Origin of the sequence: Mycolicibacter sinensis (assembly GCF_001667945.1) — a bacterium.
GTDB lineage: Bacteria > Actinomycetota > Actinomycetes > Mycobacteriales > Mycobacteriaceae > Mycobacterium > Mycobacterium sinense_B.
Genome location: NZ_LZJK01000085.1, coordinates 1 through 16,394, shown reverse-complemented (window position 1 = coordinate 16,394; position 16,394 = coordinate 1). Strand labels below are relative to the sequence as shown.

Annotated in this window: 16 protein-coding genes; 9 read left to right on the top strand and 7 right to left on the bottom strand. The window is 68.1% G+C overall.

Features of this window, described 5'->3' with window-relative positions; genetic code table 11:
* The first annotated feature begins 58 nt into the window (after positions 1-58).
* Positions 59-898 (top strand): hypothetical protein, encoded by an 840-nt coding sequence (locus tag A5694_RS12075; protein ID WP_064922078.1) that lies wholly within the window; start codon positions 59-61, stop codon positions 896-898.
* A gap of 57 nt (positions 899-955) precedes the next feature.
* Here the strand turns inward: A5694_RS12075 and A5694_RS12070 are convergent, their stop codons facing one another.
* The 3 genes from A5694_RS12070 to kstD form a co-directional block, all read right to left on the bottom strand.
* Positions 956-2,383, bottom strand: a complete 1,428-nt coding sequence (locus tag A5694_RS12070) for a PPE family protein (RefSeq protein WP_064922114.1) — start codon at positions 2,381-2,383, stop codon at positions 956-958.
* A gap of 146 nt (positions 2,384-2,529) precedes the next feature.
* Complete coding sequence (locus tag A5694_RS12065) at positions 2,530-3,390, bottom strand: MaoC/PaaZ C-terminal domain-containing protein (protein WP_064922077.1); 861 nt, start codon at positions 3,388-3,390, stop codon at positions 2,530-2,532.
* Positions 3,391-3,392: 2 nt separating this feature from the next.
* A complete protein-coding gene (gene kstD / locus A5694_RS12060; protein WP_064922076.1) occupies positions 3,393-5,096 on the bottom strand; it encodes a 3-oxosteroid 1-dehydrogenase in 1,704 nt (567 codons plus the stop codon).
* A 204-nt stretch (positions 5,097-5,300) separates the two neighbouring features.
* On the opposite strand from kstD, the gene A5694_RS12055 reads away from it, so the two are divergent.
* From A5694_RS12055 to A5694_RS12030, 6 genes are all read left to right on the top strand, one after another.
* Positions 5,301-6,557 (top strand): cytochrome P450, encoded by a 1,257-nt coding sequence (locus A5694_RS12055; RefSeq protein ID WP_082952635.1) that lies wholly within the window; start codon positions 5,301-5,303, stop codon positions 6,555-6,557.
* A 147-nt stretch (positions 6,558-6,704) separates the two neighbouring features.
* On the top strand, positions 6,705-7,490 hold the full coding sequence (locus tag A5694_RS12050) for a 2-keto-4-pentenoate hydratase (protein WP_064922074.1): 786 nt from the start codon (positions 6,705-6,707) through the stop codon (positions 7,488-7,490).
* Positions 7,491-7,500: 10 nt separating this feature from the next.
* Positions 7,501-8,430 (top strand): acetaldehyde dehydrogenase (acetylating), encoded by a 930-nt coding sequence (locus A5694_RS12045; RefSeq protein WP_064922073.1) that lies wholly within the window; start codon positions 7,501-7,503, stop codon positions 8,428-8,430.
* Positions 8,431-8,435: 5 nt separating this feature from the next.
* On the top strand, positions 8,436-9,464 hold the full coding sequence (gene dmpG / locus A5694_RS12040; RefSeq protein WP_064922072.1) for a 4-hydroxy-2-oxovalerate aldolase: 1,029 nt from the start codon (positions 8,436-8,438) through the stop codon (positions 9,462-9,464).
* 33 nt (positions 9,465-9,497) lie between these two features.
* Entirely contained in the window at positions 9,498-11,597 is a 2,100-nt protein-coding gene (locus A5694_RS12035; protein ID WP_064922113.1) for a RecQ family ATP-dependent DNA helicase, read from the top strand.
* 21 nt (positions 11,598-11,618) lie between these two features.
* On the top strand, positions 11,619-11,882 hold the full coding sequence (locus A5694_RS12030; RefSeq protein WP_064922071.1) for a heme-binding protein: 264 nt from the start codon (positions 11,619-11,621) through the stop codon (positions 11,880-11,882).
* On the opposite strand, the gene A5694_RS12025 is transcribed toward A5694_RS12030, so the two are convergent.
* From A5694_RS12025 to A5694_RS12010, 4 genes are read right to left on the bottom strand one after another with little or no spacing between them, the layout of a single operon-like run.
* The gene (locus tag A5694_RS12025; RefSeq protein WP_064922070.1) at positions 11,857-12,576 is read right to left on the bottom strand and encodes an EthD domain-containing protein; all 720 of its coding nucleotides are present in this window, start codon (positions 12,574-12,576) and stop codon (positions 11,857-11,859) included. The genes A5694_RS12030 and A5694_RS12025 overlap by 26 nt on opposite strands.
* 9 nt (positions 12,577-12,585) lie before the next feature.
* Positions 12,586-13,518, bottom strand: coding sequence for a TIGR03619 family F420-dependent LLM class oxidoreductase (locus A5694_RS12020; protein ID WP_064922069.1), 933 nt, complete (start codon positions 13,516-13,518; stop codon positions 12,586-12,588).
* Positions 13,515-13,967: a nuclear transport factor 2 family protein gene (locus tag A5694_RS12015; RefSeq protein ID WP_064922068.1), complete on the bottom strand. Its 453-nt coding sequence runs from the start codon at positions 13,965-13,967 to the stop codon at positions 13,515-13,517. Before A5694_RS12015 ends, A5694_RS12020 begins: the two co-directional genes overlap by 4 nt.
* Positions 13,964-14,878: an IclR family transcriptional regulator gene (locus A5694_RS12010; protein WP_064922067.1), complete on the bottom strand. Its 915-nt coding sequence runs from the start codon at positions 14,876-14,878 to the stop codon at positions 13,964-13,966. Before A5694_RS12010 ends, A5694_RS12015 begins: the two co-directional genes overlap by 4 nt.
* A gap of 96 nt (positions 14,879-14,974) precedes the next feature.
* Here A5694_RS12010 and A5694_RS12005 point away from each other — a divergent pair, with 96 nt between their 5' ends.
* On the top strand, positions 14,975-16,111 hold the full coding sequence (locus A5694_RS12005) for a hypothetical protein (protein ID WP_064922066.1): 1,137 nt from the start codon (positions 14,975-14,977) through the stop codon (positions 16,109-16,111).
* A gap of 2 nt (positions 16,112-16,113) precedes the next feature.
* Positions 16,114-16,394, top strand: a 281-nt coding sequence (locus A5694_RS12000; protein WP_234787919.1) for an SDR family NAD(P)-dependent oxidoreductase, incomplete at its 3' end; no start/stop codon positions are given.

Below are 16,394 nucleotides of genomic sequence, written 5' to 3'. Positions count from 1 at the left end.
GTGGATAACTTCGGGCGGGTGAAATGACGATTGGCGGCCCGGGTGCGACGCTGCCGCCGTGGCAGATCCGTTCATCGGCAGTGAGTCGCTCGACGCCGGATTGGTGACACCAGGGCAACTGGTCACCGGCCACGTCCGGGTGTTTCGTGACGTATATCTGCACAGGGACGTCGAGATCAGCGCGGTCGACCGGGCCAGAGCGGCGTGGCTCTGGTCAAAGCGGCAAGGTGTGGTCGCCGGCTTCTCCGCGTCGGCTCTGCACGGCAGTGAGTGGGTAGACGCCGACAGGCCCGCCGAACTCATCCACGACAACCGGCACCGTCTTCCCGGCCTGGTGATCCGCGGCGATGAGCTGCGGCTCGATGAGATCCAGGTCATCGGTGGAGTTCCGGTCACCACACCGGCGCGCACCGCCGTGGACCTGGCCTGCTGGTATCGGCCCGCCGAAGCGGTCGCGGGATTGGATGCGCTGGCTCGCGCCAGTCGCTTCAAAGATGTTGATGTCCAACGGATTATGGATCGTTGCGGCGGACGACGCGGGATCGTGCGTGCACGCGAGTCGCTGGATCTGGTCGACGCCGGCGCGGAGTCGCCGAAGGAAAGCTGGCTGCGGGTCACCCTCATCCGGGCCGGCTTGCCTCGACCGCACACCCAGATCGCGGTGTACGACGGCGGTTGGAAGCCGTTCGCATTCCTGGATATGGGCTGGCCGGAGCTGAAAGTCGCCGCCGAGTACGACGGGGACATGCATCGGACGGATCCCATTCGCTGGCGCAAGGACGCCAAGCGTCATGAGCGACTTCAGCGCTGCGGATGGATCGTCGTCCGAGTGCTGGCGGGCGACCGGGAAGGCGACATCATCCGTCGCGTGCGTGCCGCCCGTGCCCGCCGAGCGTGAAGTTAGTTTCACGCTGGGGGTCGAAGGTGAAGCCAACTTCACGCTCGGCCGAGCCGCTCAACCGTCGTTGGTCTCGTCCCAGCTTTCGGGTAGGAGCGGTACCGTCGGCCCGCCGCCGAAGCCGTCAGCGGCCAATGTCGTCAGCCCTGCCGCAGCAGTCCTATCCGGTTGGGCTTGCGCCCCGGCGAAGCCCAGGGCACCGGCCCCACTCGTCGAGACGCTGGTGACCTCCAGGTCGGCGAACTCGTTGGCCTCATCACGGGCATGTCGGCGCCGGCGGGACTTGACCCGATTCCGATCCCGTGCGGCCGCGGCCGCCGCCTCAACGGCGTCATCCGGATTCGGCGCCTTCTTGGCGGCATAGCGGCGGGCCTTGGCACTCGACTGGCCGACGGTACCGGCGGGCCCGATCACGTACGGCGGGAAGAACCCCGGGCTGCCGCCGGCCGGGGGAGCCGACGGCGGTGCCGAGGCGGGCGCTGCGCTGCTCGTCGGGGCCGATATCGACGCCGGCGTCGTGGCCGGCGTCGTGGCGGTGTTGGCGACGGTGGTGGACGGGTTGGCGGCACCCGGCCAGGCCAGCGGCTCGGCAGCGGTCGGGCCCTCGGCGACGAGACCGGCCGGGCCGGGCTGAATGCCGGCCAGTCCGGCCAGGCCGGCCGCCCATCCCAGGTTGCCGATCACCAGGCCCAGCGCGGGTTGCAGCAGGGCGGGCGCGAATTGGCTCAGCGTCGAGGCGATCTGGCTGGCGTGGAAGGTCAGGTCGGCCAGGATGAACGGCAGATCGGTCAGCAGCGCCGCCGGATCGGTCAGCAGATCGGTGAGGATGGTGTCGGCGTATTCGCCGAGCTCACCGAAGAAGTCCTTCCACCACTCGGGATCGGAGGGATCCAACTCGCCATCGTGGATCCCGTCGTGGTCGTGGTCGTGGTCGTGATCGTGATCGTGGTCGTGATCGGCCTTCTCCTGCAGCACGATCGGTGGTGCCGCGGCGGGGCGGGGGGCGGACGCGAGCGCCGCCCCGGACACCGCTTCGTAGGTGGCCATGGTGGTGGCGGCCTGCACCCACATCCGCACGTAGTCGGCCTCGTTGAGCGCGATCGGAATGGTATTGACGCCAAAGAAATTCGTGGCGACCAGGACCCCGTGCATCGCGTGGTTGGCCGCCAGTTCGGGCATCGTGGGCATGGCCGCCAGCGCGCTGACGTAGGCGGCGGCCACCGTCTCGTGCTGCGCCGCCAGCGCGGCGCTGTCGGCGCTGGCCGTGGACAGCCATGCCAGGTACGGAACATGCGCGGCGACATAGCGTTCCGCACTGGGCCCCTGCCATGCCCCCTGGGCAGCGCCGAGCAAGGCCCGCAACGCCTCGGCGATCGCGGTGTACTCCAGGCTCAGCGAAGACCATGCGCCGGCAGCCGACAACAGCGCCGCCGGGCCGGGTCCACTGGCCAAGGCCGCCGAATGCACCTCCGGTGGCGAGGCCATCCACACCGGAGCCGTCACCGGGCCGTCCTCGCTCGTCGCTTCACGACGCAGACCTTAGCGAAGATGACAATCATTTTCAATAAAGGCCCGCGACGAGGGCGCGCAGCTCTACGGATCGCGACGACGAACGTCGCCGGGTGGCGTCGCTACGCCGAGACCAACTCCACGTCGCTCAGCACAGCGGCATCGTCGCGCGAGGGCGCGACCACGTTGCCGATCAGCCGGCCGTCCTCTTTCCAGAGGTGGGCGCGCAGGGTCTCGCCCGGGAAGACGACTCCGGCGAACCGCGCGCCGAAGGAGCGCACCGCGCCCGCGTCGCCGCCGAGCACGGTGTCCACCGCGGCCTTGCAGGTCATGCCGTAGGTGCACAGCCCGTGCAGGATCGGCCGGTCGAAGCCCGCCGCGGCGGCGAACTTCGGGTCCGAGTGCAGCGGGTTGCGGTCGCCGCAGAGCCGGTACAGCAGTGCCTGCTGCGGTGCCACCGGGATGTCGACTTCGAAATCCGGTGCGCGGTCGGGACGTTCGGAAGACGACGCCGGGCCGCGCTCACCGCCGAAACCGCCCTCGCCCCGGGCGAAGATGGACCGCTGCTGCGTCCACAGCGGCGTTCCGTCGGTGCTGGTGACGGTCGTCTCGAGTACGACGACGGCGGCTTTGCCCTTGTCCCAGACATCGACGATTCGGCTGACCGCCCGCGCGCTGCCGGCCGGCGGTAGCGGTGCCGGAACGATCACCTTCTCGGAGGCATGCAAGATCTTGGCCAGGTCGATCTCGACGCCCGGCCAGCTGACCTTGGGTGGGTCGACATCGTTGAAGGACGCCGCGACGCAGCCGAACGTCGGCAGCACCTGGGGGGTCCCGTCGACGACGTAGCTCAGCTCACGCGGGTCCATCGGGTCCGACCCCGCACCCAGTGCCAGGTTGTAGAGCTGCACATTGGTTGCGGTCCAGGAGAATTCGACCCGGCCGAACTCCGCGCCCCGGGCGACATCGAGATCGATTGGCATGTCTAGGCCCTCCCAGCCGGTGAGTCGGCGATATCGAGTGCGGCCAGGTAACCGAAGGTCATGGCGGGTCCGATGGTGCCGCCGGGCCCCGGGTAGGTGTGGCCCATGACCGGGGCGCTCACGTTGCCCGCGGCGTAGAGCCCCTCGATGACGCTGTTGTCGTCGCGCAGCGCCCGTCCGCGCACATCGGTGCGGATCCCGCCCTTGGTGCCCAGATCGCCGGGAACCATCTTGGCCGCATAGAACGGGCCCTGCGCGATCGGTCCCAGGTTCGGGTTCGGCTTATTGGTCGGGTCGCCGTAGTAGCGGTCGTAGGCGCTCTGGCCGCGGTGGAAGTCCTCGTCGACGCCGGTACGGGCGAACTCGTTGAACCGCTCGACGGTCGCGGTCAACGCCGCGGCCGGTACCCCGGTCTTGCCGGCCAGTTCTTCGAGGGTGTCGGCGGTGACGATCACGCCGGACTCCAGCCACTTCTTCGGGATGCGTTGCCCGGGCTGCAATCCCGCGAAGATGTAGTTGTTGCGGTAGCGCTGGTCGAACACCAGCCAGGCCGGGATGTTCTCGCCGGGACCCGGACCCTGCCCGTACTGACCGCCGTACATGTGGTGGCACGCCTCGACGTAGGGCATCGACTCGTTCATGAACCGCTTGCCGGCCATGTTCACGATGATCGACCCGGGCGAGTTGCGCTCCGACAGTGCGAACCACGGCGAACCCGGCAGCGGCACCGTCGGCCCCCACCAGGAGTCCTCCATGATGTCCAGTGCAGCACCGAGTTTCTCACCGGCCAGGATGCCCTCGCCGGTGTTGGCCTTGGCTCCCACGGTCCACTCGGTGGTGATCGGAGCGCGCTGGTACTTCACCCGCATCTGCTCGTTGTGCTCGAATCCGCCGCTGGCCAGGATGACCCCGCGTCGCGCCCGGATCAGCCGCGGCTCAGTGGTCTCCGACGCATTGGTGTCGCGGACGTAGACGCCGCGGACCACGCCGTCTTCGACGTAGAGGTCGGTCAGCGCGGTGTTCAGTTCCACCGGAACGCCGGCGTTGCGCAGGCCGATCCGCAGCGGGGCGATCAAGGCGCGCCCCATGCCGACCAGGTTCTTGCCGGTGGCCTGGGCCCACATGGTGCGCAGCCCCACCTTCAGGCTGCGCAGCACCCCGCGGGGGTGGCGCTTGAGCTGGTTGAGCCGGACATAGTCCTGCTGCATCACAACGACATTCAGTGGCACCTTGCCGTAAGCCGGTTCCAGGCCGGCCATGTCGGCGCCGAGTTTCTTGGCATTGAACGGCTTCGGCTCGATCGAGCGGCCGGTGGGCTTGCCGCCCGGCTGCTCGGGGTAGTAGTCGGCGTAACCGGGAACCCAGCACATCTTCAGCGGTGAGTGCTTCAGCACGAACGACAGCATCTCCGGGCCGCGCTGCAGGTAGGTGTCGATCTTCTCGGCCGGTACCACGTCACCGACGATGGTGTGCAGGTAGGTACGGGCGGCTTCGGGAGTGTCCTTGACACCGGCGCGCTGGAGCACCTCGTTGTTGGGAATCCACACGCCGCCGCCGGAGCGGGCGGTCGAACCGCCGTAGTGGGCGGCTTTCTCGATGACGATCGTTGACAGTCCCCGGTGGGCGGCGGTCAGGGCGGCAACCATCCCGGCGCCGCCGCTTCCGACCACGACGACGTCGTACTCCTGTTCGGCCATGTAGAACACGTTATAGAATTGCCCCGCCCGGGCGCCAGTTGGCTGGCGGTTTCGCTGTCACGGCCACCCGGAAGCCCGCTTCCGCTCAGTAGAACGTGTTTCATTTTAACTACCGGCGAGGACGCGTTCCCGCCTTTCGTCTGCGGCGGAGGCATGTTTTACTGGCACGAGCATGCATCGTGCTTTCACGTGCCCTGAGTTAGGAGTATCAGCGTGGCCAGCCCCACTGTCCCTTCCGCCCCCAACCTGCCCGCCGGGTTCGACCCGACCGATCCGGAGATCTACGCCGAGCGGATTCCGGACGAGGAGCTGGCCCAGCTGCGTACCAGCGAGCCGATCAAGTGGATCGAGCAACCGGACGGGGTCGGTGGCTTCAATGACGGCGGCTACTGGGCGATCACCCGGCACGAGGACGTCAAAGAGGTCTCGCGGCTCGACAGCATCTTCTCCAGCGAGATCAACACCGCCATTCCGCGGTTCAACGACGACATCCAGCGCGAGGCGATCGATGCGCAGCGCATCCTGATGCTCAACCAGGACGCCCCACATCACACCCGCCAGCGCCGGATCATCTCGCGCGGTTTCACCCCGCGCCACATCCTGCCGCTGCGCGACCAGCTCGAGCAGCGCGCCCAGGCCATCGCCAAGGAGGCGCAGGCCCGCGGCACCGGTGACTTCGTGGTGGAGGTGGCCTCCGAGCTGCCGCTGCAGGCGATCGCCGGCCTGATGGGGGTGCCGCAGGAGGACCGCGGCAAGTTGTTCGAGTGGACCAATCAGATGACGTCCTACGACGACCCGGAGTACGCCCACTATGACCCCGCGGCCTCGGCGATGGAGATCATCACCTACGGGCTGCAGCTGGCCGAGCAGAAGCGGCAGAACCCCGGCAACGACATCGTCACCACGCTGATCGAGGCCGACATCGACGGCGAGAAACTCAACGACGACGAGCTGGGCTACTTCATCATCCTGCTGGCGGTGGCCGGCAGCGAGACGACCCGCAACTCGATCACCCAGGGCATGATGGCCTTCACCGAGAATCCCGACCAGTGGGAGCTGTTCAAAAAGGAGCGCCCGGAGACCACCGCCGACGAGGTGGTGCGCTGGGCCACCCCGGTGACCTCATTCCAGCGCACCGCCACCTGTGACCACGAGCTCAACGGCACCCTGATCAAGAAGGGCCAGCGGGTGGTGATGTTCTACCGCGCCGCCAACTTCGACCCGGAGGTCTTCGACAACCCGCAGCAGTTCAACATCCTGCGCGACCCCAACCCGCACGTCGGCTTCGGCGGCACCGGGGCGCACTACTGCATCGGCACCCACCTGGCCCGGATGACCATCGGGCTGATGTTCAACGCCATCGCCGACCACATCCCGGACCTCAAGCCGCTGGAAAGCCCCAAGCGGCTACGCTCGGGCTGGCTCAACGGGATCAAGCACTGGCAGGTCGACTACCTCGGCCAGTCCTAGCTCACGGCTACGGCGGGGGCCGGCGGCGAACATGCCGCCGGCCCTCCGTCGCTACCGGACCGCCCGAGCCAAAAGTTAGAACACGTTATAGAATTTTGGCCAGCGGCTCGGTTTCACCCGCACGACACCCGAGGGGACTCTTCGAAGATGCTCAGCGCCCAGATCCGCGACGAACTCGCCGCCGAGTTGGCGCAAGCCGAGCGCAGCCGGGTCCCGATCTCGCCGTTGACCGCGGCGCACCCGGACATCGACGTGGTCGACGCCTACGAGATCCAGCTGATCAACATCCGCCAGCGGATCGCCGAGGGCGCTCGGGTGGTCGGGCACAAGGTCGGGCTGTCCAGCGAGGCGATGCAGCAGATGATGGGCGTCGACGAGCCGGATTACGGGCACCTGCTCAACGAGATGCAGGTGTTCGAGGACACCCCGGTCAAAGCGGCGAACTACCTGTACCCGCGGGTCGAGGTCGAAGTGGCGTTCATCCTGGCCGAGGATCTGCCGGGCGCAGACTGCACCGAGGAGCACGTGCTGGCCGCGACCGAGGCGTTCGCCCCGGCGATCGAGTTGATCGACAGCCGGATCACCGACTGGAAGATCAAACTCTGCGACACCATCGCCGACAACGCCTCCTCGGCCGGTTTCGTCCTCGGCAAGCAGCGGGTCAAGCCGGGCGACATCGATATCCGGGCCATTGACGCCTCGCTGACCAAGAACGGCGAAGTGGTCGCCGAGGGCCGCAGTGACGCGGTGCTGGGCAACCCGGTCACCGCGGTGGCCTGGTTGGCTCGCAAGGTGGAGAGCTTCGGGGTGCGGTTGAAGGCCGGCGACATCGTGCTGCCGGGCACCGCGACCCGGGCCATCGACGTGCACGCCGGCGACGACTGCGTCGCCGATTTCTCCGGGCTGGGTTCGGTCCGGCTGGTTTTCGAGTAGAGGAGCGCTCATGGCCGACAAAGCGTCAGTCGCGATCGTCGGGTCGGGCAATATCAGTACCGATCTGTTGTACAAGTTGTTGCGTTCGGAGTGGCTCGAGCCGCGGTGGATGATCGGTATCGATCCGGAGTCGGAGGGTTTGGCTCGGGCGCGCAAGTTGGGTTTGGAGACCTCTGCCGAGGGGGCGGATTGGTTGTTGGCCCAGAATGAGTTGCCGGACTTTGTTTTTGAGGCCACCAGCGCGTATGTGCATAAGGCGTATGCGCCTAAGTATGAGGCGGCGGGGATCCGGGCGATTGACTTGACGCCGGCGGCGGTGGGTCCGGCGGTGATCCCGCCGGCGAATCTGCATGAGCATGTGGGCGCCCCGAACGTCAACATGATCACTTGCGGGGGGCAGGCCACCATCCCGATCGTGTATGCGGTGACTCGGGCGGTGGCCGAGCAGGGCGGCAGCGTGCCGTATGCGGAGATCGTGGCGTCGGTGGCGTCGGTGTCGGCGGGGCCGGGCACGCGGGCCAATATCGATGAGTTCACCAAGACCACGTCGCGGGGGGTGGAGACCATCGGTGGGGCGCAGCAGGGCAAGGCGATCATCATTTTGAATCCGGCCGATCCGCCGATGATCATGCGCGACACCATTTTCTGCCAGATCCCCGAGGACGCCGACCACGCCGCGATCACCGCATCCATCAAGGAGGTGGTGGCTCAGGTGCAGTCTTATGTGCCGGGTTATCGGTTGCTCAACGAGCCGCAGTTCGACGCGCCGTCGCTGAACTCCGGCGGACGGGCGGTGGTCACCACCTTCGTGGAGGTCGAGGGTGCCGGCGATTACCTGCCCCCGTATGCGGGCAATCTGGACATCATGACGGCGGCGGCCACCAAGGTGGGTGAGGAGATCGCCCGTGAGATGGCGACCGCCAAGGCCGCAGGAGCGTAGGGACTATGTCTGATCACATTTTCGATGTACGGATCACCGACACCAGCTTGCGGGACGGCTCCCATCACAAGCGTCACCAGTTCAGTGCCGAGGAGGTCGCGGCGATCGTTGCGGCGATTGACGCGGCCGGGGTGCCGGTCATCGAGGTCACCCACGGTGATGGCCTGGGTGGCTCGAGCTTCAACTATGGGTTTTCCAAGACCCCGGATCAGGAGCTGATCGCGTTGGCGGCGCGGACCGCCAAGGACGCCAAGATCGCGTTTTTGATGCTGCCCGGGGTGGCGACCAAGGACGACATGAAGACCGCGCAGGGCAACGGCGGTCAGATCTGCCGGATCGCCACCCACTGCACCGAGGCCGATGTGTCCATCCAGCACTTCGGGCTGGCCCGTGACCTCGGGCTGGAGACGGTCGGGTTTTTGATGATGGCCCACACCGTGTCCCCGGAGAAGCTGGCCGGCCAGGCCCGCATCATGGCCGATGCGGGCTGCCAGTGCGTGTATGTGGTGGATTCGGCCGGGGCGCTGGTGCTCGAAGGGGTGCGGGATCGGGTGGCTGCGTTGGTCGCCGAACTCGGCGATGACGCCCAGGTGGGCTTTCACGGTCATGAGAACCTTGGGCTCGGCGTCGCCAACTCCCTGGAGGCGGTGCGCGCCGGTGCCAAGCAGATCGACGGCTCGGTGCGCCGGTTCGGCGCCGGTGCGGGCAACGCCCCGGTGGAGGCGTTGATCGGGGTGTTCGACAAGGTCGGGATCAAGACCGGCATCGACTTCTTCGACATCGCCGATGCCGCCGAGGACGTGGTACGCCCCGCCATGCCCGCCGAGTGCGTGCTGGACCGCAACGCGCTGATCATGGGCTACTCCGGGGTGTACTCCAGCTTCCTCAAACACGCCGTACGCCAAGGCGAACGCTACGGCGTGCCCGCCCACGAACTGCTGCACCGCGCCGGCCAACGCAAACTCATCGGCGGCCAAGAAGACCAACTCATCGACATCGCACTAGAGATCCAACGAGAGCGGGCCGCGAAGTAAGCAGCTGTCGGGGTGGTCCGGCACGATGGGGCCGTGACCAACTCGACCACACGCGCCGACGCCCAGGCGATCCTGGAACAGCTGGCCGGACCGCAGGCGCGGCTGCGTGACGACCAGTGGACGGCAATCGAGGCGCTGGTGGTGGGGCGCCGGCGCGCACTGGTGGTGCAGCGCACCGGGTGGGGCAAATCGGCGGTGTATTTCATCGCGGCCAAGCTGCTGCGGCAGCGCGGCGATGGGCCGACGGTCATCGTGTCACCGCTGCTGGCGTTGATGCGCAACCAGGTCGCCGCCGCCGAGCGCGCCGGGGTGCACGCCGCCACCATCAACTCGTCGAACATGACCGAGTGGGCCGAGGTGCAGGCCAGGATCGGCGCCGGCGACCTCGATGTACTGCTGGTCAGTCCCGAACGGCTCAACAACCCCGATTTCCGCGACGACGTGCTGCCCGCGCTGGCGGCCCGGGCCGGGCTGGTGGTGGTCGACGAGGCCCACTGCGTCTCGGACTGGGGCCACGATTTCCGGCCGGACTACCGGCGCATCCGCACCCTGATCGCCGACCTGGGCGCGGGAGTTCCGGTGTTGGCGACCACCGCGACCGCCAACGACCGGGTGGTCGACGACGTCGCCGGCCAACTCGGCATGGGTGGCCCGAACGACCACGACACGCTGGTGCTGCGTGGCGGCCTGGACCGGGAGTCGCTGCGGCTCTCGGTGGTGCACGCCGGTGGTCCGGCGCAGCGTGCCGCCTGGATCGGCGCGCACCTGGAGAAGCTGCCCGGATCCGGGATCGTCTACACGCTTACGGTGGCCCAGGCCCACGATGTGGCCGCCGACCTGCGTGCGCAGGGGTTCGCGGTGGCCGCCTACACCGGTTCCACCGAAGCGGCCGACCGGGAACAGCTCGAGGCCGACCTATTGGCCAACCGGGTCAAAGCGCTGATCGCCACGTCGGCGCTGGGCATGGGGTTCGACAAACCCGACCTGGGATTCGTCATCCACCTGGGCGCGCCGTCCTCACCGATCGCCTACTACCAGCAGGTGGGGCGAGCGGGGCGCTCCACGGCCAGCGCGGAGGTCATCCTGCTGCCCGGCCCGGAGGATCAGGACATCTGGCGTTACTTCGCGTCGCTGGCGTTCCCGCCCGAAGCGGTGGTGCGCAAGGTGCTCGGCGAACTCTCCGGTGAACGGCCGTTGTCGACGCCGGCCCTGGAACCGCTGGTGGACTTGAATCGCTCGCGACTGGAGATGGTGCTCAAAGTCCTCGACGTCGACGGCGCGGTGCGCCGGGTCAAAGGCGGCTGGCTGGGCACCGGCAAACCGTGGCTTTACGACGAGCAGCGCTACCGCAACCTCGCAGAGCTGCGCCGCGCCGAACAGCAGGCCATGCTCGACTATCAGCGCACCGGCGAGTGCCGGATGAGCTTCCTGCGGGCCCAGCTCAACGACCCACAGCTGAGCGCCGGGGAACGCTGCGGGCGGTGCGACAACTGCGCCGGGCCGCGGTTCGACGCCGAGGTGGATGCGGCCGCCGCCGCGGCCACCCGGGAGCGGCTGATGCGTCCCGGGGTTGAGCTCACCCCGCGCCGCCAGTGGCCCTCCGGTCTGGGCAAACTCGGCGTCGATCTGTCCGGGCGGATCACCGACGGGCCGGAGCCGGGCCGGGTTATCGGCCGACTCACCGACCTGGGCTGGGGGGCCCGGCTGCGGCGGCTGCTCGACGAGCCGGATCAGCAGGTTCCCGACGAGGTGGTGCGTGCGGCGGTGGCGGTGCTGGCGGGCTGGGACTGGCAGACCAGGCCGACCGCGGTGGTGGGCCTGGATTCGGGCACCCACCCGAAGCTGATCGAGTCGCTGGTCGACCGGCTGGCCGAGCTGGGCCGGCTGACCCGGCTGGACACGCTGCGCTACGCGCCGGGCCGGCGAGCGAGTACCGCAGCGAACTCGGCCTACCGGGTCGCCGCCCTGCACGGCTGCTGGCAGCCGCCCGCCGACCTGCCGGCGGGCGTCGGCCCGGTGCTGCTCGTCGACGACGTGGCCGACACCGGCTGGACGCTGACGATGGCGGCCCGGGTGCTGCGCGCCGCGGGCGCCCCACAGGTGCTGCCCTTCGCGCTGGCCAGCGTGAACTGAGCGCGCAGGTACCGTCGAGTGATGAGCGGCATTACTCGAGCGATCGCGGTCGGACTACTGAGCGTGGCCGGGCTACTGGCACCGGTGGCCACCGCGGCACCGTGCGATCAAACCGTCGGCGAGTCCATCGACTCCTACCTGAACCGGCACCCGGACGTCCGGGCCGAACTGGACGAGAAGGGACGCCAGGAAGACCCCGGCGCCCCGAACCCGGTGCTGGCTTATCTGGAGCGGCACCCCAACGTGCGGCAGGCGCTGATCACACTCTCCCAGCAGTGCGTGTGACAAACGGGGACCGGAACACGTAGCGGCTGGTCGGGACCGTGTCGATGTTCTGGTGCGCCCCGAACGCGCTGACACTGGCGATCATCCGGCCCACCCGGTCGGTGAGATCGGCTTCGTCGGCCGCGCCGTAGAACGCGTAGGGATCCGACACCGCCGCGTCGGGGAACAGTTCCTCGACGATGCCGTCGATCGGGGGCGCGTCGTCGGTGAGCGCGCGCACCACGACGTTCTGGGTGTAGCCGAAGGTCGCCTGCGTGTCGATCGCGACCTGGGTGTGGTCGATGTGCCAGCGGTGCAGCCAGGTCTCGTGGTCCAGGTCGGCGGGGCGGCGTAACAGCGCCACGTTTGCCAGGCCTGGCGTGCGTGCGCCGTTGCCGGCGTCTGGTGGCGGCATCGGCGTCGATTCGGTCACCAGATACGCTGCCGCCGAGTCGGACTCGGCGGCGATCAGCCCGATGGCGGCGCGGGCCTGCTTCCCGTAATACTGCTCAGTCCACAGGCTGACCACTGCGCCGGCCGGCGGGTCCAGCGTGGTCAGGGTCATCATGGCGTCGCGCACCGGCTCGTCGCGGACGTTGATCGCCAGCCCCGGTAGCCCCAGCGCCAGCAGTTCGTCGGCGACCGGCCCGCGCAACCTCTGGCACCATTCGTCGCTGGAATCCGTTGTGCGCGCGATGATCACCACTTTTTCCACGGCTGTCTCCTAATCGGTTGCGGCGCGAAACGCCTCGACGAGTTCACTCAGCAGTTCCGTTGCCCGGCCGGCGTCGCGTGGCAGTGAGCAGGTGACCCGCACATCGGTGACGCCGGCAGCCACCAGCGCCGGCGCCGACGCCGCGGTGGCCGCGGTGTCCACGGAACCGTCGGCGCGTTTGACGGTTTTCGCGTGACCCAGCACCTGTAGCCCGGTCGGATCGCCACCGAGACCGGCGATGCGATCCTTCATCGCCGCAATGGCGCCGGCCGGATCCTGGATCGCCGGACCCCACGGGATCCAGCCGGAGCCGAACCGGGCCAGCCGGCGTGCCACCGCATCGTTGACGGTGCCACTGACCCAGATCGGAACCCCGCCGGGTTGAACGGGTTTGGGCATCTGGTGGATGTTCTCGAACGACAACTCCGGCGAGGTATAGCTGCTCCGTTGGTGGGTCCAAAGCGTCTGGCACACCTCCAGGGTGTGATCCAGCAGCCGGCCGCGCCGCTCGAAGGCCAGGCCGGCGGCCTCATACTCCTCGCGCTGCCAGCCGACACCCACACCGAGGTCGAGTCGCCCGCCGGACAGCACATCCAGTGTGGCCAACTGTTTGGCCAACACCGCCGGCCGGCGTAGCGCGGCCAGCAGCACCGCGGTGCCGAGCCGGATCCGGGTGGTGGTCGCGGCCAGCGCGGTCAACACGATCAACGGGTCCAGCCACTGGCCGTCGGGACCGGTCGGCTGTCGCCCGCCGACGATCCCGCCAAGGCGGGGGTCGGCGTAGGCGTCCGGGTTCTCGCCGAACACCACATGGTCGGAGACCACGACACGATCCACCCCGGCGACGTCCATCGCCCGCCCGAGTGCGAGTGTGCTGTCCCAGTCGTGTCCGGGATCCTCGGTGAAAGTCCGCAGCTGCATTGAGATCTGGGGTCTGGTCATGATCGCACCTGGCGGGCCGGGCGGGTCTCGATGGCGTCGATGGACAGGGTGCGCACCGCAATCCGCCAGCCCTGCTCACCGCGGCGGTAGACGTCGCTGTAGCGCAGATACCAGACGTGGTCGGTGAACTGGCCATCATGGGAGATCCAGTGGTGCGCCACACCGGTGATGGCACCGGTCGCCACATCGCCGGCGCCGGTGTAGAACTCGCCGACGATGCCGTGGTGGGTTTTGGCCACTCCGGCCAGGGCGGCCATCGCGGCGTGCACGCCGGCGTGGCCATTGTGGCGCAGGCACGGCTCCAGGTGCTCCGGCGGCTTCGGCAGGATCAGCTCCGTATCGGCGGTGAACAATTCGGCGAGCTCGTCGAACCGACGGGCGTCGACATACCCGGCATAGCGGTGCACGAGGCCGGACAGCTCCAGTTGATCGGCGACGGTCAACGTCATGACGCCGAATCTAGCGTCGGCTTGGTCCCGCCGAGTTGCGCGGTGAGCGCCTCGGCGGTCCGCAGCAGTCCGCGGGCCCACTTGCTGATCTCGGTGTCGGTCAGGGCCCGCTGGGCGTGCAGCGACACGACCATCGCCTGGCGCTGATGATGGTCGTAGACCGGCGCCGAGATCACGCTGATGTCGTGGCGCCCCCGGCCGCCGGCTTCGCCGCGCAGGTACACCCGCTCGCCGATCGCCGACACCAGTTCGCCCAATAAGGCCCGCAGCTCGTCGGGCAGCTCGCTGGACAGGCCGGCCATCAGGGCGTAGAGCCGCTGCCCGCCCGGCGTCAGCCGCTCGACCAGATAACCGTCGGCCCGGCATTCGGCGACGACGCGCGCGAGACGCTCGCTCTCAGCACGCAGCGGGATCGTGGGTTGCCGGGCCAGCCAGTCCTGCAGGGCAGCATCGTCCCAGAGCACGAACATCAGCCCCACCGGCGGCGCAAACGGATAACTCTGGCCGGCCTGTACCCCCAGATGCGCGTTGGGTGCCGCGACCAGCTCCAGCACCGTGATCCGGTCCTCGACCACCGCGCTCAATGCCGCGGACGTCGCGAAATCATGGGCGAGTCGGCGCAGTTCCTCGCGCGCCTCCGGGCCGACCCGCAGCGACTGCTGGGCGGCGCGGCCCAGGGAGATCAGGGCCGGCCCCAACCGGTAGGCCTTGTCCGCATCGTCACGGATCAGGTAGCCGGCATCGGTCAGGGTGGTGGCGATCCCCAGACAGGTCGGCTTGGACAGGCCGGTCCGGCGGGCCAGCTCGGACAGGCCGAAGCGCTGGTCGGGGTGACAGGCCAGAAAGTCCAGGACACTCACCACCCGCTCGGTCGGCGGAGACGACCGAACGGATTGTTGGGCTTCCGGCATTGCAGCATGCTACCCCGACGGTTTAACCTCGGTTCGAGATATCTACCAATGTGGTCCAATATTGAACCGCTCGACTGTCAGCGAGGTGCTACTGAGATGTCCTCGACGTACTCCGAACCCCTTTCGGCCGCGATCGCCGAGGCGGAGAAGCTGGTTGCCGCCGCTGCCCACATCGACACCGAAGCAGACCTGCTGGAAGGTCTGCAGTACCTGGCCGGCGGTGTCGAAGCGTGCGTGCATGCCGCATTCAACTCCGAACGCGATCATCCGTTCCTGCTGTCGGGCACCGGACCGTTCACCAAGATGGGCCTGGACAATCCCGACACGCTGTACTTCGGCACCGTCGTGCGGCCTGGCAACGACTATGTCGTCACCGGCCGGCGCGGGACCACGACTGACCTGAGCTTCCAGCTGCTCGGCGGCGAATACACCGATGACAACGTTCCGGCCAGCGAAGCGGCGTTCGATGACCGCGAACTCGACGTCGCCGCCGACGGCAGCTTCACCTGGCGCTTCCAGCCGAAGACGCCGGCGCAACTGGTGATCCGCGAGGTCTACAACGACTGGGACGCCCAGCGTGGCACACTCTCGATCGCCCGGGCCGACACTGAGGGCACCGCGCCGCCGCCCCTGACCCGCGAACTCATCGAGAAGCGCTATGCGGCAGCGGGAAAGCAACTGATCAACCGGGTCAAGACCTGGCTGGCGTTTCCCCAGTGGTTCTATCTCAACCTCCCGGTCAACACCATGGTGGCGCCGCGGCTCACCCCCGGCGGGCTGGCCACCCAGTACTCCTCGGCCGGGCACTACGAGTTGCAGCCCAACGAGGCACTGCTGATCACCCTGCCGGTGACCGATGCGCCCTACCTGGGCTTCCAGTTGGGCAGCCTGTGGTACATCTCGCTGGACTACATCAACCACCAGACCTCCCTGAACGGCACGCAGGCGCAAGCGGATCCGGACGGCAAGATCCGGATCGTGGTGTCTGACACCAACCCCGGCGTCACCAACTGGGTCGAGACCCTGGGTCATCGCCGCGGTTTCCTGCAGTTCCGCTGGCAGCGGGTGTCGCGACAGCTGACCGAGGCCGACGGACCGACCGTCGAACTCGTCGATGTCGACTCGGTGCCGGCGATACTGCCTTACTACGACCACAACAAGATCGCGCAAGACGGCTGGCGGGCGCGTATCGCGCAGCGCCAGCGGCAAATCGCTAACAGGATGCTGGGGTGAAGATGACGGGAATGCTCGACGGCAAAGTCGTGGTGATCAGCGGGGTGGGACCTGGGCTGGGCAGTACCCTGGCGCACCGATTCGCGGCCGACGGTGCCGACCTGGTGCTGGTGGCCCGCAGTGCGGATCGTCTCGAGGAGGTGGCTAAAGAGGTCACCGCCACCGGGCGGCGGGCACTGGCGGTGCCGGCCGACATCACCGACGACGACCAGGTCGCCAACCTGGTGCAGGTGGCGTCGGCCGAGTATGACCACATCGACGTGCTGATCACCACGACTTCCGG

What these genes read in the sequence shown, in the direction of transcription:
- A5694_RS12070 (WP_064922114.1), bottom strand. Translation starts at nt 2,383, where the DNA reads ATGGCCTCGCCACCGGAGGTGCATTCGGCGGCCTTGGCCAGTGGACCC.
- A5694_RS12065 (WP_064922077.1), bottom strand. Translation starts at nt 3,390, where the DNA reads ATGCCAATCGATCTCGATGTCGCCCGGGGCGCGGAGTTCGGCCGGGTC.
- A5694_RS12050 (WP_064922074.1), top strand. Translation starts at nt 6,705, where the DNA reads ATGCTCAGCGCCCAGATCCGCGACGAACTCGCCGCCGAGTTGGCGCAA.
- A5694_RS12045 (WP_064922073.1), top strand. Translation starts at nt 7,501, where the DNA reads ATGGCCGACAAAGCGTCAGTCGCGATCGTCGGGTCGGGCAATATCAGT.
- dmpG (WP_064922072.1), top strand. Translation starts at nt 8,436, where the DNA reads ATGTCTGATCACATTTTCGATGTACGGATCACCGACACCAGCTTGCGG.
- A5694_RS12030 (WP_064922071.1), top strand. Translation starts at nt 11,619, where the DNA reads ATGAGCGGCATTACTCGAGCGATCGCGGTCGGACTACTGAGCGTGGCC.
- A5694_RS12020 (WP_064922069.1), bottom strand. Translation starts at nt 13,518, where the DNA reads ATGACCAGACCCCAGATCTCAATGCAGCTGCGGACTTTCACCGAGGAT.
- A5694_RS12015 (WP_064922068.1), bottom strand. Translation starts at nt 13,967, where the DNA reads ATGACGTTGACCGTCGCCGATCAACTGGAGCTGTCCGGCCTCGTGCAC.
- A5694_RS12010 (WP_064922067.1), bottom strand. Translation starts at nt 14,878, where the DNA reads ATGCCGGAAGCCCAACAATCCGTTCGGTCGTCTCCGCCGACCGAGCGG.
- A5694_RS12005 (WP_064922066.1), top strand. Translation starts at nt 14,975, where the DNA reads ATGTCCTCGACGTACTCCGAACCCCTTTCGGCCGCGATCGCCGAGGCG.